General features: G+C 58.6%; 12 protein-coding genes. All 12 read right to left on the reverse strand.

From position 1 onward, the window contains the following. Positions 1-258: 258 nt before the first annotated feature. Positions 259-1509: an aminopeptidase P family protein gene (locus tag GX515_10685; GenBank protein ID HHY33456.1), complete on the reverse strand. Its 1251-nt coding sequence runs from the start codon at positions 1507-1509 to the stop codon at positions 259-261. A gap of 247 nt (positions 1510-1756) precedes the next feature. Beyond that, the gene (locus GX515_10690) at positions 1757-2770 is read right to left on the reverse strand and encodes an alcohol dehydrogenase catalytic domain-containing protein (GenBank protein ID HHY33457.1); all 1014 of its coding nucleotides are present in this window, start codon (positions 2768-2770) and stop codon (positions 1757-1759) included. A 10-nt stretch (positions 2771-2780) separates the two neighbouring features. Beyond that, complete coding sequence (locus tag GX515_10695; protein HHY33458.1) at positions 2781-4001, reverse strand: pyruvate carboxyltransferase; 1221 nt, start codon at positions 3999-4001, stop codon at positions 2781-2783. Then, the gene (locus tag GX515_10700; GenBank protein HHY33459.1) at positions 3994-4974 is read right to left on the reverse strand and encodes a C-terminal binding protein; all 981 of its coding nucleotides are present in this window, start codon (positions 4972-4974) and stop codon (positions 3994-3996) included. The genes GX515_10695 and GX515_10700 overlap by 8 nt, the downstream gene beginning before the upstream one ends. A 142-nt stretch (positions 4975-5116) precedes the next feature. Continuing rightward, a complete protein-coding gene (locus GX515_10705) occupies positions 5117-6145 on the reverse strand; it encodes an alcohol dehydrogenase catalytic domain-containing protein (GenBank protein ID HHY33460.1) in 1029 nt (342 codons plus the stop codon). A 61-nt stretch (positions 6146-6206) separates the two neighbouring features. Then, entirely contained in the window at positions 6207-6941 is a 735-nt protein-coding gene (locus tag GX515_10710; GenBank protein ID HHY33461.1) for a FadR family transcriptional regulator, read from the reverse strand. A 79-nt stretch (positions 6942-7020) separates the two neighbouring features. Continuing rightward, entirely contained in the window at positions 7021-8301 is a 1281-nt protein-coding gene (locus GX515_10715) for a DUF362 domain-containing protein (protein HHY33462.1), read from the reverse strand. A gap of 232 nt (positions 8302-8533) precedes the next feature. Continuing rightward, the gene (locus GX515_10720) at positions 8534-9403 is read right to left on the reverse strand and encodes a branched-chain amino acid ABC transporter permease (GenBank protein ID HHY33463.1); all 870 of its coding nucleotides are present in this window, start codon (positions 9401-9403) and stop codon (positions 8534-8536) included. A gap of 188 nt (positions 9404-9591) precedes the next feature. Continuing rightward, entirely contained in the window at positions 9592-10572 is a 981-nt protein-coding gene (locus tag GX515_10725) for a branched-chain amino acid ABC transporter permease (GenBank protein HHY33464.1), read from the reverse strand. A gap of 32 nt (positions 10573-10604) precedes the next feature. Continuing rightward, the gene (locus tag GX515_10730; GenBank protein HHY33465.1) at positions 10605-11300 is read right to left on the reverse strand and encodes an ABC transporter ATP-binding protein; all 696 of its coding nucleotides are present in this window, start codon (positions 11298-11300) and stop codon (positions 10605-10607) included. 50 nt (positions 11301-11350) lie between these two features. Further along, the gene (locus tag GX515_10735) at positions 11351-12106 is read right to left on the reverse strand and encodes an ABC transporter ATP-binding protein (protein ID HHY33466.1); all 756 of its coding nucleotides are present in this window, start codon (positions 12104-12106) and stop codon (positions 11351-11353) included. 388 nt (positions 12107-12494) lie between these two features. After that, positions 12495-13742: an ABC transporter substrate-binding protein gene (locus tag GX515_10740; protein HHY33467.1), complete on the reverse strand. Its 1248-nt coding sequence runs from the start codon at positions 13740-13742 to the stop codon at positions 12495-12497. Positions 13743-14214 lie beyond the last annotated feature (472 nt).

Consider the following 14214-nt stretch of genomic DNA (forward strand, 5'->3'; position numbering starts at 1 on the left):
GCGGACTGCACGCTTGCGACGCGCCTCGTTCGAATTCGCCGGGCGTGTGCCACGCGGGGCGGCCGCCCAATTAGGCCCGAGCGCCTTTCGTGCAAGCACCGGCAACCCCGGCACGCCAAGAAGGGGGCGAACACTCATGGGGCCATATTTGGGTGCCGTGCCCTGCTGACGCAGCGCGCGAACCCCTCATGAGGAGTTGGAGGCGGACGGTAACGACCGTGCCGCGCCCGCCGCCTCCAACAAAACGCGTGTTTACTCCTAGAACTCGTCCCAGTGTTCAAACATGGTGAGCCGCTCGGGGCCCTTGTCCGTAACAACGACGTCCTCTTCCAGACGGACCGTTTGAGGGAGACCAGGATGCCCGGCGAACGTCTCGATCGCGAAGCACATGTTCTGCTTGATCTCGACCGGATAGTCCAGCGAGTACGCACGAGAGATCCACATACCCTCATATAGAGACAGACCGATCGAGTGAGCGAACTGCTGGAGGCTCACGCTTCCGAACTTGTCATCGTCGTATACGGGGAACTTCTCCGCAACATCGCGTGTGGTGTTGCCGGGCTTGAGTTCGGCCAGCGCGGCGTACAACGAATCGTAGCACTCTCTGTAGAGGTCTTTCTCCTCCTTCGTCGGCTTCGTGTCGACCTTGAAGCAACGAACGAAGTCAACGAAATACCCACCCGGGCCGATGGCATTGATGTCCACTATGACAAGGTCTCCCTGACGGATCAGCTTGTCGGTATGCCATCGCCGGTACGGGCTGGTGTTCCCGCCCGACGCCACGATGATGTCGTACACGAAGTCGAATCCCTCTTCGTAGAGGAATTCGTTAACCTTGGCTGTTATGTACGACTCCTTGACCCCGGGCTTGAGCCACTCGTACTTGATCTTCCACATCGCCGCGTCTCCAAACGCAGACGAGATCTTCAGGCACTCGATCTCGTCGCGCGTCTTGACCACACGCGCCTCGGAAAGCGCAGGCCAACCGTTCACGATGTTGAGTCCCTTACGAGACAGGGCCTGGTACGCCCTCATATCCATGATGTCGATCCCGATTTTCTCCTTCTCGACGCCGCTTTCCTTGAGGGCCTGGTACACGCTCTCGGCCATCCTGTCGGCCATCATCTCTTCGGCCGACTCCGCCCATTTCCACGTGATGGCGGGACGAATCCGCCCCTCCATCCAGGGAGCATCGATCTTCGCACACTCAAGGTCCGAGCCCACGGTCTCGAAAAGAATCGGCTCACCACCCCGAGGAAGAACGCAGTAGCGGATGAAGATATTGTTCTTCCAGTTGCCCTGCCAGACGCCTGTGATGTACCGCACGTTCTCTCCCACGAAGCAGACCAGCGCACCAAGGTCGTGCTTTTCCATCATCTGCTTCGCCCGTGCCAGCCGGTCCTGCCTCATGCGATCGAAGTTGACGCGCTCCTGCCAGTCCGTTGAGGTCGTGCTGTAAACGCGCCTAGGTGAGTACTCGTGAGGCCTCTTGATGAATGATAGTTCCATTACGCACCTCTCCTCTCACTGTAGAGTCTTTATCCCAAGTAGATCTAGATCGCCACAGGTTTGCGCTACCTCTCGGCGCGCAAGTCCCATCCAGGGCTGCCGGCCTTGCCCTCCGGGAACGGCACGTTTGCAGCACGCCTCGTTCAAATCCGCTTTGCTGGTTGGCCAAGTCCCGCGCGCGCCGTCGCGCAACAGCCGGCAGCCCCCGCGTCCTCTGGAATAGGGGGGACGACTTGCAGCGCCACCCCTATATCTCGACGACCACCCTTAAGACATCGCCTGGGCTGGTCTCCACCTTATCGAAAGCTGCTTTCAACTCGTCCAACGAGAACGTGTGGGTCACGATAGAGTCGAGGCTTATGAGCCCTCTCTGGGTGGCCCGGATGGCCGCTTCAAAGTCTTCAGGCAACATCGCACGAGTCCCAACCACAGTCAGTTCCTTGTAGTAGAGGTCGAAACCATCGAAGTCCCCAAGGCGCGACGGCAAGATGCCGAAAGCCAACACTGTGCCGCCCGGCCTCGTCATCTCCATGGCCTGGCGAAGGGTTTCCGCTTTGCCGGCACACTCGATGGCAACGTCCACGCCGAGCCCGTCCGTGTGCCTGAGGACTTCTTTCACCACATCACCTCCGCCGATGGTGACGTCAGCTCCCCGACGACGCGCAAGCTCGAGCTTCCAGGCGCTGCGGGACACGCCGAACACAGGGTATGCACCTGAGGCCTTGGCAAGCTGGGTATGAAGTATGCCTGCTGAGCCGAGCCCGACCACCGCGACGCTCGTACCGGGCCTAATGGTGATCTGCCTGTGCCCTGCAAACACGGTGCTGAGGACCACGAGGCTCGTCGCGTCGTTAAACCCAACCGTTTCAGGCAAACGGTGGCACCGGTAGTCCTCAACGGCCACGAACTCTGCGAAAGTACCCGGCGCCTCGCGGCCCATGAGCCCTCCGTTAACGCACAGATTGGGCTTTCCGGCCAGGCAGTAGGCGCACCGTAGGCAAAACAGAAGCGGGTTCAGGACAACCCGGTCCCCAACCGACAGCCCCCGGGCCCCCGGCCCAAGAGCGACGACAGTGCCGCTAGATTCGTGACCGGGAACGAGAGGAAGGTTGGCTCGGGACTTGCCCGTGTATATCCCGAGATCCGTCCCGCAAATCGCGGTGGCCTTCACCCGGACCAGAACCTGCCCTGGTCTCGGCTCCGGAGCCTCGATCTCCTCTATGGAGAGATCTCGCACGTTTCTCAACACCGCCGCCTTCATTTGCAAGACCTCACTTCACGACCTTTGCCACGAGCGCCTCGAACTCCGCCTGGGTCATGAGTCGTTTGTGCTCGTAGGCGAAGTCCTTGACCTGCCACAGGATGGTGTTCACTTGCTCGTCGGTGGCGTCAACACCGATGCGATCGAGCCACATCCTTATCGAGTCCGCACCACTGTTCTTACCAAGGACGACCTCGGCAGGCTCCTGACCCACGACGTCCCATCTGAACGGCATGAGCTCAACGGCGTTCTCAAGCCCGCAATTCTTGAACCAACTCGAAATGATGCCCGATTCGATCTTGAATACCATGTCCCCAACGATCGGTCTGTTAGGTCGGACTTCGATCCCTGCCAGTTTCCGGACGAGCTTGGAGAGCTCATACATCTTCTCGGTCTTGATTCCCGTGTCCACCCCGTAGAGCACCTTGAGCCCGAGGGCGACGTCCTCATACGGCGTATTGCCCGCCCTTTCGCCGATGGCGGTGACAGTCGTATGTGCCACGTCGGCGCCGGCTGCAAGCGCAATGATGGTGTTCGCCGCGCCAAGGCCGAAGTCGTCGTGGAAGTGGACCTCGAGAGGTTTCTTTATCCTCTCCTTGACTCTCTTGATGAGGTAGCCGACAGCGTGTGGGGAAAGGCCTCCGAAAGTATCCACGATGCCCAGGGCGTCCATGTGCCCGTCCCTGGCCACGGTCTCTATGAGGTTCAAGAACCACGGGAACTCCGCCCGGGTGCCATCGATGGGAAAGAATACCGTGTAGAGGCCCTGTTCGCGCGCGTACCGGGTGGCCTCCACCGATAGGTCGATGGCTTTCTGCAAGGGCCACTTGTACGCGTACTGGATAATGTGAGTGCTCGATGGGATCTCGACGACCACGCCGTCAACGCCGCAGTCGCGGGCCCGCTTCACATCCTCGACCATGCAGCGCGCAAACGCGAAGATCTTGGGGCCCAGTTTCCTGCGTGCGATCTCCTTGATGGCCTCCTCGTCCTGTTTCGACACGGCAGGCATCCCGGCCTCGATACGGTGGATACCAGCCTCAGCAAGTTTCTCCGCTATGCGCACCTTGTCGTCCTTGCTGAACGTGATGCCCGCTTGCTGCTCACCATCACGGAGCGATACATCGTGGAATTGTATTTCCCTCTTGAACTCCATTCCATGGCGAACCTCGGGCTCGAAATTCCACGGACTCACGAACCACTTGTCGCTTTTCCACGGCGTCTCACTCATTCCGCCATACCTCCTTGTTTAGCAAGTATCTCGGGCGCACTCCCTTCAAGGCTGCAAGCACCTGCTCCGCAGCCTTTCGCTGAAGCTCGACCGTGGACTCCTCTGAATAGAAGGCCGCATGCGGCGTGATTATGATGTTATCGAAGCGCAGCAGTTTGTTCCGGGAGACCGTGGTTTCGTCCGCAAGCACATCGAGGGCTGCACCCGCGATTTGCCCCGTTTCGAGGGCTTGCGCGAGAGCTTCCTCATCGATTATCTCGCCCCGTGCCGTGTTGATCAGATATGCGGTGCGCTTCATCTTCCGAAACGCCTCCGTACTGAAGGCGTGACGCGTTTCCGGCGTTAGAGGAGAGTGAATCGAAATGAAGTCCGATTCAGAGAGAAGCTGGTCCCAGGTGACGAGCTTTACGCCGAGTGAATCCGCAACCGCCGCAGGCACGAACGGGTCGTACGCGATCACCTGCAGGCCCAGACTCTGCGCTTTCGGCGTGAGAGCCTGGCCGATCTTGCCCAGAGCCATCAACCCCAACACCTTGCCTCTGAGCCTAAACATCGGTCGCCATGCTTTGAAGTCGAACAAGCCGCTCTTGACCGTCCGATCAAGATGAGGGATCTTTCGGGCGAGGGCCAGCAAGAGGCCCAGCGCATGGTCTGACACCTCATCTATGCAGTAGTCAGGGACGTTCGTGACGAGGATCCCCTTCTCAGTGGCCCTGCGGACGTCCACGTTGTTTACACCGATTCCGTACCGTGCGATGATCTTGCAATGGTCCAGGCTATCTATGACTCTCGCCGTAACCGGTGCGTAGCACACCAGAACAGCGTCGGCTCCTTTGCAGAGCTCGATTACTTCGTCCTCGGTATGACACTGCCCTGAGACGATGTGAGCGCCGATCTCCGAAAGCACACGATGCTCTTCCTCAAGGTCGGGAAACACGTAATCAGTGATCGCAACTCTATACTTGCTTTCCACCTGCAAGCCCCCCCATCTAGACCGCGAAGAGCTGATGATACGCTAGTCTGATGATCTGACCGCATCTACCTAGGTAGGCTTCGACGCCATTCCCTACATTCCTGCTTGCCGCCGCATTTGAAGACATGACGAGACGTCCCAGTCAACGAGGCATCTCCAGGACCACTCTCCCGTTCACGTTTCCCTCGCGCAGCATTGACAGACCCCTGTTGGCATCCTCGAAACCAAGGATCTCGCCGATGACTGGCTTGACAGTCCCTTTTGTAACCAACTCAAGGCACTCCTCGATATCTCTCTTCGGCGCAGCTCTGGAGCCGAGGATGTCGACCTCCCCCAGCACCGCCTTGAGGCTGTCGATGCGGAGTTCGGCGGAGTACGCGACCAGCACAAGCTTGCCCCCGTTTCGAAGGGCCCTGACGCTATTCATGAACGTCTCAACGCTGCTCACGAACTCGATCACGTTGTCCGCGCCCATTCCTCCCGTCATCTGGACGATCCTCGTGCCCCATTCGCCCTCTTCGCGCGCGTCTATGACCTCGTCGGCCCCATAACGCTTCATCAGCGCAAGTTTCTCGGGTTTCGCATCCACCCCGATCACGACGTTCCTGAAGGCCTTAGCGATCTGTATCGCGTGCAAGCCAAGGCCTCCGCCGCCGCCAACCACGACCGTACGATCGCCCTCCGCAACGGCCGCTCTCTTCCGTAAGGCGTGATACGGAGTAGCGACGGCGTCCGAGATTATGGCGGCCTCGGCGAATGAGAGCGACGGGGGTTTCTTGATAAGACACGCCTCGGGCACAGCGACGAACTCCGCGAGCCCGCCATCCATCTCGAACCCCAGTCTTCCTTTGAGGTTCTCGCAGATCGTGTGCCTTCCGCTCAGGCACCACTTGCAATGGTTGCATGGAACGTAGAATGATACAAGTACCTCGTCCCCTACCTGGAAGTCCCGGACTCGCGCTCCCCTGTCCACGACGACGCCTGAGAACTCGTGGCCCAATGTTAATGGCAACTGCTTCACCGGTATTTTCCCAGCCTGGATCTTCAGGTCGGTCCCGCACATTCCAGCCGCTCGGACCGCGACTAAGACCTCGTCAGGCCCGCATTCGGGCGTGCTCACTTCCTCCAGGCACAGGGGCTGCCCTACCTGCTTCAAGCGCATCGCTCTCATCGCAGTGTCACCTCGTGTTCGTCACCGTCACCGACCAACCAGTGACCTCATGGCATAGGTGTTAGCTATCAGCCGCACCCACCTCGCCGAGTTCGGCAGCGGAGGCGAGGGCCCTCTCATACGCCTCCATGACGCCGTCCAGGTGCCGCACCGCCTCCTCACGGGCGAGATTAGGGTCCCGCTTGGCAATGGCCCTGACTATGGCGAGGTGATCCTTGAAGGCCTTCTCCATGACGCCGGGCAGGCGCACTGTGAGGCGCTCCTGGGCAACGAGCATGTCGAAGACCGCCAAGTAGAGCCTGGATAGGACCGTGCTGCCGGACGACTTCACCATAGTAATGTGGAACGTCATATCGTTGGGAATGAACTTCGAGGGATCGTCCAGCGACTCACCGATCCGTTTGGCTATCCTCTCTAGCGCCTCGCACTCACTGTCCTTTGCGTGCTCTGCGGCAAGCGACGCCGCCTCGGCCTCCAGGATCTTTCGCACGTGCAGAAGCTCCCGCGTCTCGCGTGGGCTGATGCGGAGGAGGCTCGTCACCGCGACCGGCCTTAGGAAGTAGTCCACGGACAGCTCCCCTGCGAAAATCCCCTCGCCGGCCCTCACCTCGATCAGGCCGTCTGCTTCCAGTAGCCTCAGCCCCTCACGCAAAGAGGTCCTCCCCACCTTCAGCATCTGGGTGAGCTCACGCTCGGTGGGAAGCCTGTCACCCGGCTTCAGCTGACGCTCTTCCATGAACTGCCTGATTTGCTCGGCCACAAGGGACGCAGTACGATGTTTCTGCACCGGCTTCATGGTTCTCCTCCTGCTCACTCACGCGGCTCTCACCTTTGGGTAGCGAGTGTCCCGCTCTCGTCGCATCAGATAACACGTGTCACGGGACGAATCCCTCCGGAAGCCGCCTCCTATACTTGGCGACTATCTCCTCATCGCTCAGCCCGATGAACGGCATGAGTCCGTGGAGGCTGAGCGAGGGACACCCGGGAAGGAAGATCCCCCTGTCTCTGTGACTCCTCGCGCAGTCACCTATGACAAAAACGTATGACTTGGGAGGGTTATGCTCTGCCCGGATATCCAACGGATTATCTTTGCCAAGTATGAGGGTGATCCTCTCGACGGCGTCGAAGTCTTTTATTTTCTCCTCATCCGCGAGCCAAGGGTCAAGGCCGGTCCGCGTGAAGTGGCAGCATCCTTTGCAGCTTCCGCTCATGTACACGTCGATTTTCGGATGCAATCCAACAAGGCTGATGTCGCCCCTGCGGAAGTTCCTGCTCAGGCGCTCGACCCTCTCACCCTTCACCTCGATCCTGTCGGGTCTCCCTTCCCCGAGCCCTGCCACCGTGGCCTCACGGATGTACGCCACCTCGAACATCGGGTCGAAGCCCATGAGCCTCGCGCACACGGAGTCAACCGCCACCGGATCTTGGCCCACGACAATCGTGTTGAAATCCTTTATCAGATCGTGTCTGTACGGTGACCCCGGCCCTTGCCCTTGCATCGGCCAGAGAGCGTCCACGATAGAGAGATCGGGTTTGACCAGCCTCAGGAGGTCAACTATCTTCTGGTCTATGTCGTTTCGGTGGTACTTGATTTGTTCGCTCCAAGGAAGCATGCCCTGGCTCAACTTCATACTCGCGGTCATGCCGCACACCTTATGGGTCTTCATCTTGGCCAGGTACACAATCTTGTCTGCCTGAACCACGCACTGGGGCAGGTGAACGTCGCCACGCAACACACTGGCGCCAGGTATCCTCACGGTCAGCCTCACATCTCGCTCGAGGGGGACAACCTCGTCCACCCCCTCCCTCACGGCTGCATCATAGATCCCAGACCGCTTGAGAGACTCGAACGAGTCAGCCCTGATGCTAGACCTCTCGACCAGCGTGACGCTCCTGACCCTCGCCGCGTTCTTAAGGTACCTAACGACCGCTGCGACGACCCGCGGGTCGCTGGTAATACCTGAGTCCGCCGATACAGGCCAACACGCGTTCACTTTCAGGAGCACCCTGTCTCCAGGCTTGATGATGGAGTCGATGCCGCCTATGTGCACCAGACTCTCTTCTAGCATCTCATATACAGCGCTGACGGCGTCCTCCCCGTACTCCGCCGGCGAACCAGGTATCGCATCGCGATGGACCACAGCAACCACGGGCATTCCAACCAACTCCGCATCCTTTGTGATCTCTTTCCAGGCGCCCCCCGCTCGCCAGGCACCGCTGCTCACTGCCCCAACTCGCGACATGGGCCCGGACGCAACCGCCGCTCCAGCGTCAGATGGGCAAAGCCCCCGGCCTGCTGAGCTTCCGCATCCTGGGGCACGACCCGCTCGCCCAGATGCACGCCGCCCGCCGGCGCGCTGCCGTGTGCCGCTCGCGGGCGATTTCCGATCACCGCTTCATCAGTTCGCTCCCGTACAAGCCTGTGGGTTTGACGAGGAACACGAGAAGCATGATGACAAACGGCGCCATGTCAGCGATCGGGGCCCAGATCAGAAAGCCCAGCGAGACAACCTGTCCAATGATGAGCGACGATATCAGGGTGCCTTTGATGCTTCCCAGTCCCCCGATGATCACTATCATGAACGCCGTAGACATCAGCCTCAGGCCCATGTGCGGGTCAACCATGATGAGAGGCGCGTGGAGCCCACCCGCAAGCGCTGAGAGTCCGGCCGCTATGAGGAACATGATGGTGAACATCTTGTATATGTCTACGCCGAGTCCTTCTGTCTTCTCCGCATCCTCGATCCCGGCCCGAATCGCCTTGCCTATGATGGTTTTCTCGAGGAATAGCCACAGACACACGTACAGGACAACCACGAGACCCACTACAAAGAGCCGGTAAGTCGGCACCTCAGCCCCGAGAATGCTTATCTGGCCGGGAATAGGCGTAGCAACCGGGCGCGGTACCAGACCCCAGATATACTTGGTGATGCCTATGCCGGTCAGGAGAATCCCGAACGACGTGATCATACTGAACATGATGCCCTTTTCGTATATACGCCTGAAGACGACCTTCTCAACTATGAAGGCCACCGCGCAGCTGATCCCGATGCCGGCGAGGGTCCCAAGCCAGAAGTTACCCGACACCGAGCATATAGTGAACGTCAGGTATGCGCCGATAGTGTAGTACAGAAACTGGTCGATGCTGATTATCCTCATGAGGCCGTAGCATAGCGACAGACCTATCGAAAGAAGGAAGTAGATGCTGGCCATGCTAAGCCCGAACACGACTGAAGATATTACCTGACTGACACCCATTACTCATCCACCCTCTCTGCCACGCCACAGTCCGCTTGGGTCACGGTATTCCGTGACGCCGAGCCGCCCTGCTACAGGTCTCGTTCTAGATGATTATCGCGGGGAGAGCCATTTCTCAGAAGGCACGTCCGCACGACGTCGCCCGCACTCCCACCGCCCGCGAGCCCTCATTCCCACCTGCGTTTCTGCTACGGCTTCCGTCCCTCCGCGCCAGCAAGCCCAGGTGCGCGCCTTCGCATGAGCCGGTTCACCAGCGGACCCAGCGTGCCCACGATTCCCCTCTCACCGGCCAGCATCACGAGTACCAGGAGGAGCCCGACGACGAGTTCCCAGTACATTATGAACTTGCTGATGAGGTCCTTCATGCCAATGTAGACGAACGCCCCAACGAGCGGCCCCAACAGGGTGCCGACACCGCCAAGCAACCCAACGATGACGACCTCTGCTGCTCGCGTCAACTCAGTTAGGCCTGGGGAGACAAAGCCGAAGTAGATCGCGTAAAGTGATCCCGCAAGGGCCGCCACGGCGTTCGCGATCACAAACCCCAACCACTTGATCCTGAACGTGTTGTATCCAAGGAACTGGAGCTTCGGCTCGTTCACCTTGCCAGCGAGGCAGCACGCGCCGTACACCGTCGTATCTATATACCTGAAGAAGACCCATACCAGAACCGCTACGGCAAAAACGAAAATGAACAAGTCATTGGGATTCTTCAGGTCAAGCAGGGCTCCCTTCGTCATCCTAGCGAGATACCACAGGCCCGTGTCGCCCCGGGTGATCGAGACAAGTCCCTTCTGGAAGAGGAAGAACACAATCGCGCAGAACGCGAGATTGGCTAGAGTAAAGTAGCTGCTGCTTAGCCTCACCAGAAAAACCCCTACGAGCATGCTCACGACTATCCCGACCAAGACTCCCGCGAGGATGCCCACGTACGGGTTGGTCCCGACGTAGCTCAGGTACAAGGCGGTGCCGTATGCCCCGAGCCCGAGATATGCAGGCTGACCGAAAGAAACCAACCCCAGGTGGCCCATGAGGAAATTGAACGCCATGGCGTAGACTCCGAAGATCAACACATCCATGATGAACGGCCGCGGGAGGATGAACCTCAGTATCAATACGGCCACGAAAATCAGCACGATGCTCCCGTATTCCTTGAGCAGCTTGGTCATTCCACCTATCCCCTTCATCTCACGGCATGAATCTACAGCAAGTGTTTCTCAAAAGCCAGAGTCCTGATCTCGTTCGTGTCTGTGATCTCGGCGCAGATTTTCCCTTCCCTTATGATATAAAGCCTGTCCGCGACTTCGGCCACAACCGAAAGGTTCTGCTCAACCAGCACAAGGGTCATGGTCTCTTTCAGCTCGTTGAAGGTTCGTGCCAGGTCCTGCACCACGCTCGGCGAGAGCCCCTCGGTAGGCTCGTCAAGAAGGAGCACGTCGGGCTTGCCCAGGATAGCCCGCCCGATCATAAGCATCTGCCGCTCGCCGCCGCTTAAGTAAGCCCCCTTGCGGTTCATGAGCTGTTTTAGCTTGGGGAAATAGTGGATTACCTTGTCCCAGTCGTAATCCTTCATCGCATAACTGGAAAGCTGAAGGTTCTCCATCACTGTAAGGTCTGAAAACACGCCCTTGTCCTGAGGAATATACTTGAGGCCCTTTCGCACTATTTCGAATGAGCGAAGCCCGACGATGTCTTGTCCTTTGAAGACCACCCGCCCGCTGGATGGCTTGAGAAACCCGCCTATGGTCTTCATGAGGGTCGTTTTGCCAGCGCCGTTTCGTCCAACGACGCCGACGACCTCCCTTTCGGCCGCTTCTAGCGAGACATCGAAGAGCACTCTCGACTGCCCGTACGACACGTTGAGGTTCTTGACTTCCAGAATCGGATTGCCGGCCATGTTTTTCTCCGTCCTTATCGTAATATCGCCCAAATGGCTTGTCGCTGCCCCTAGTCGATCTGCCAGTAGCTTTTCCGCACTGCCGGGCTTTGGAGCACTTCTTCGAAGCCGCCGTCAGCTATGATCTGGCCTTCGGCGAGGACGGTGACTCGCTCGACGAACGTTTTCAGCTTTGTGATCTTGTGCTCCACGATCAGAATCGAGATCTTGCCAACATACTCCCTAAGGATGTCAATGGTCTCATCTATCTCTCTCTCGCTGAGCCCGGCAAAAGGCTCATCCAGCAACAGCACCTCTGGGTTCCCAATGAGCGCCATTGCCATCTCGAGCTTGCGCTTGTCACCGAGCGACAGGTTCTTTGTCTCCGTCTCTGCCACGCCTGCGAGGCCGAATCTCTCGAGTTGATCCCAGATCACCTTGTCGGCCACGCAATCCATCTTCGTGCAGAACATGTTCGCGATGGAGCTCTTTCTATGGGTCCTGAAATACGCGACCTTGAGGTTGTCAATCACCTTAAGGTTATCGAACGTGGAGGCGAGTTGAAACGTCCTTCTCACCCCAAGGCCTACTCTGTTCTGCGGAGGAAGCTTCGTTACATCCCTACCACCGTACAACACTGAGCCTTGGTCGGGAATGTAGGCTCCGGTAATGAGGTTGAAGAAAGTTGTCTTCCCGGCCCCGTTGGGCCCGATTATCGCTGCGGTCTCCCTCTGTCCGAGCCTATAGCTGACGTTATTGACGGCTGTGAATCCACCAAACCTTTTGGTTATGCCTCTTGTCTCTATCGCCGCGTTGTTCGTGCTCATTCACTAAACCCCTTCTCCGGCCCATCCCAGGGCGACTTGTGAGCTGTATCTGGATCGAATAACGTGTCACGCCGACGCTTCTCAAGCCGTCCCCTTCGCGGTGAAGATGCACAATTCTGCGTCCCCGCCGCCGCGCTTACGAGAAATCCACGCACAGGCCCTGACGAACCCGTGCACTGTAGGCGGGCGCACCCGTGGGGGTGCACCGGAGCGTCGGTGCAAACAAAGTGTCGCGACCCGCCCCAGTGCAGCCCCACGTCTGTATTCATGCGCCCCCATGGCGCATCGCGCTCAGGCTAGGCGAGTTTCCCGCCCACCGCAAGCTGGACCACCATTACGGCCCGCTTCGTTAGCATGTCTCAGCCCTGTCTCGCTGTGTGGCTTGCGGCTAGTAGCCCAAGTCCTTCAGAGGCGGCATCACACTGTCTCCGCCCTGCGATCCAACTATCGTGAACAGATCCCAATCGCTCTTCCGTTCCTTGGGGCTCTTGCCCTTCACGAGGAACGCAGCGTACTTGAACACCGCAGAGTGGTCTTCGCGCCACTTCGCCGGACCCTTGACGGTCATGAAGTCGGGGTTCTTCTGCATGTAATCTGAAATCTTCGCAGCGTCGAAGGTTCCAACCTTCTGTACCACATCAAAGAGGTGTTTAGCAGCAATGTAAGCGATCGTGGCATAGCTGTCAGGCGGATAACCGTATTTCTTCTTGTACGCCTCTACGTACTGGGATGCAAGCTTGGCTACCTCCTTGTCAGGGAAGCCCGTCATGTCCCAGTAGAAATAGTGCATACCGTACAGGCCGTTCACTGCTTCGGCAGGAAGACCCTGCGCAACCACGTTCGTGAGGAAGCTGTTGAAAATGGTCATTTCCTTGTAGAGACCCATGTCGTAAGTCTGCTTCAGGAGCGCGATCGCGTCCCCTGCGAATTGGGCAGACATGAACACGTCAGGCTTGGCTGCTCTCACTTTCTGGAGGATGGTCACGAAGTCGCTCGTACCGAGGGGAGCTTCCTCATAGCCCACTATCTCGCCGCCATACTGTTTCGCGGCTGCCTTGACACCTTCCCAAATGTCCCAACCCCAGCTGTCGGAGCGCGCCAGGAAAAAGATCTTCTTCTTGCCCAGGGTATTGATGGCCGCCGAGCCAGCCATGTACCCGACAGTCCAGGGGCTGTATGCCACCGCCCAAGTGTAGTTGGACAGCTTGCCCTTCATGAACGCCTCTTTTGCCAGCACGGCCACGGGGAAATACGGCAGCGGGTACTGCTTCACCATTTCATTGATGGAATAGGCGAGAGGCGCCCAAGTCTGGCCGACCACGGCGTTCACCCCGCCGCCAGCCATGTACATGAACCTCCTCACGCCTACGTCGAGGCTGGCCTCATCGTCCGCTACCTGGTACTTCACTGGGACCTTACCCCAGGGCATGTTCAAGCCGCCGGCGGCATTGATCTCGTCAACCGCCAAGAGGACGCCCTCTTGCTGGGTCTTCGCGACCGCAGCAAACGTACCAGTGAGCGGGAGCAATATCCCCAGATTGAACTCCTTGGGTTGTGCCGCTGAAGACGCCACTGAGCCGACGCTTATTACCAGGAGGCATACGATCGACAACGCAAGTACGAACGCTCTCTTCATCTGGGCATGACTCTCCTTTCAACCCTGATGTACCTGGACCATATACGTCTGCGATTCCCACACCTTCAGCTGGCTCAGTCACCACTGGATTCGCGTGCTCTCGCGCTCAACGACTTGACGTGTCACCTCCCTTCAGCGCACGACGCTCCTGTCTATTGGCCGGTGACTCCGCTTCAAGCAGGCGGTCGGCACGTCGTCGAGGACCGTTCAATGGCAAATGAGGGCGAGCGATTGCTTGATCGCGCTGAATCGCACTGACATGAGGGACCCCCACGCGCCATGTGCAGACCGCTCACGCCAACCGGCAAGACCACGCTCGCGGGCGACACCGCCCGAGGGGAGCGAGGTCTTGTGCCTCAGCTAGCCTAGCAGCCTGATGGTCTGACAAGATGCTGTGCAGCACACCCCGCGGTGTTTATGTATTCTACACCCGCCCCCGAATTCCTCCAACGCAAGACCGATATTTCGGTCG

Source organism: Bacillota bacterium (assembly GCA_012842395.1).
In the GTDB taxonomy this organism is placed as follows: domain Bacteria; phylum Bacillota; class SHA-98; order UBA4971; family UBA4971; genus UBA6256.

Excerpts from the sequence above, each read along its gene's own strand:
- GX515_10685 (HHY33456.1), bottom strand. The coding sequence starts at position 1,509 with ATGGAACTATCATTCATCAAGAGGCCTCACGAGTACTCACCTAGGCGC.
- GX515_10690 (HHY33457.1), bottom strand. The coding sequence starts at position 2,770 with ATGAAGGCGGCGGTGTTGAGAAACGTGCGAGATCTCTCCATAGAGGAG.
- GX515_10695 (HHY33458.1), bottom strand. The coding sequence starts at position 4,001 with ATGAGTGAGACGCCGTGGAAAAGCGACAAGTGGTTCGTGAGTCCGTGG.
- GX515_10705 (HHY33460.1), bottom strand. The coding sequence starts at position 6,145 with ATGAGAGCGATGCGCTTGAAGCAGGTAGGGCAGCCCCTGTGCCTGGAG.
- GX515_10710 (HHY33461.1), bottom strand. The coding sequence starts at position 6,941 with ATGAAGCCGGTGCAGAAACATCGTACTGCGTCCCTTGTGGCCGAGCAA.
- GX515_10715 (HHY33462.1), bottom strand. The coding sequence starts at position 8,301 with ATGCCCGTGGTTGCTGTGGTCCATCGCGATGCGATACCTGGTTCGCCG.
- GX515_10720 (HHY33463.1), bottom strand. The coding sequence starts at position 9,403 with ATGGGTGTCAGTCAGGTAATATCTTCAGTCGTGTTCGGGCTTAGCATG.
- GX515_10725 (HHY33464.1), bottom strand. The coding sequence starts at position 10,572 with ATGACCAAGCTGCTCAAGGAATACGGGAGCATCGTGCTGATTTTCGTG.
- GX515_10730 (HHY33465.1), bottom strand. The coding sequence starts at position 11,300 with ATGGCCGGCAATCCGATTCTGGAAGTCAAGAACCTCAACGTGTCGTAC.
- GX515_10735 (HHY33466.1), bottom strand. The coding sequence starts at position 12,106 with ATGAGCACGAACAACGCGGCGATAGAGACAAGAGGCATAACCAAAAGG.
- GX515_10740 (HHY33467.1), bottom strand. The coding sequence starts at position 13,742 with ATGAAGAGAGCGTTCGTACTTGCGTTGTCGATCGTATGCCTCCTGGTA.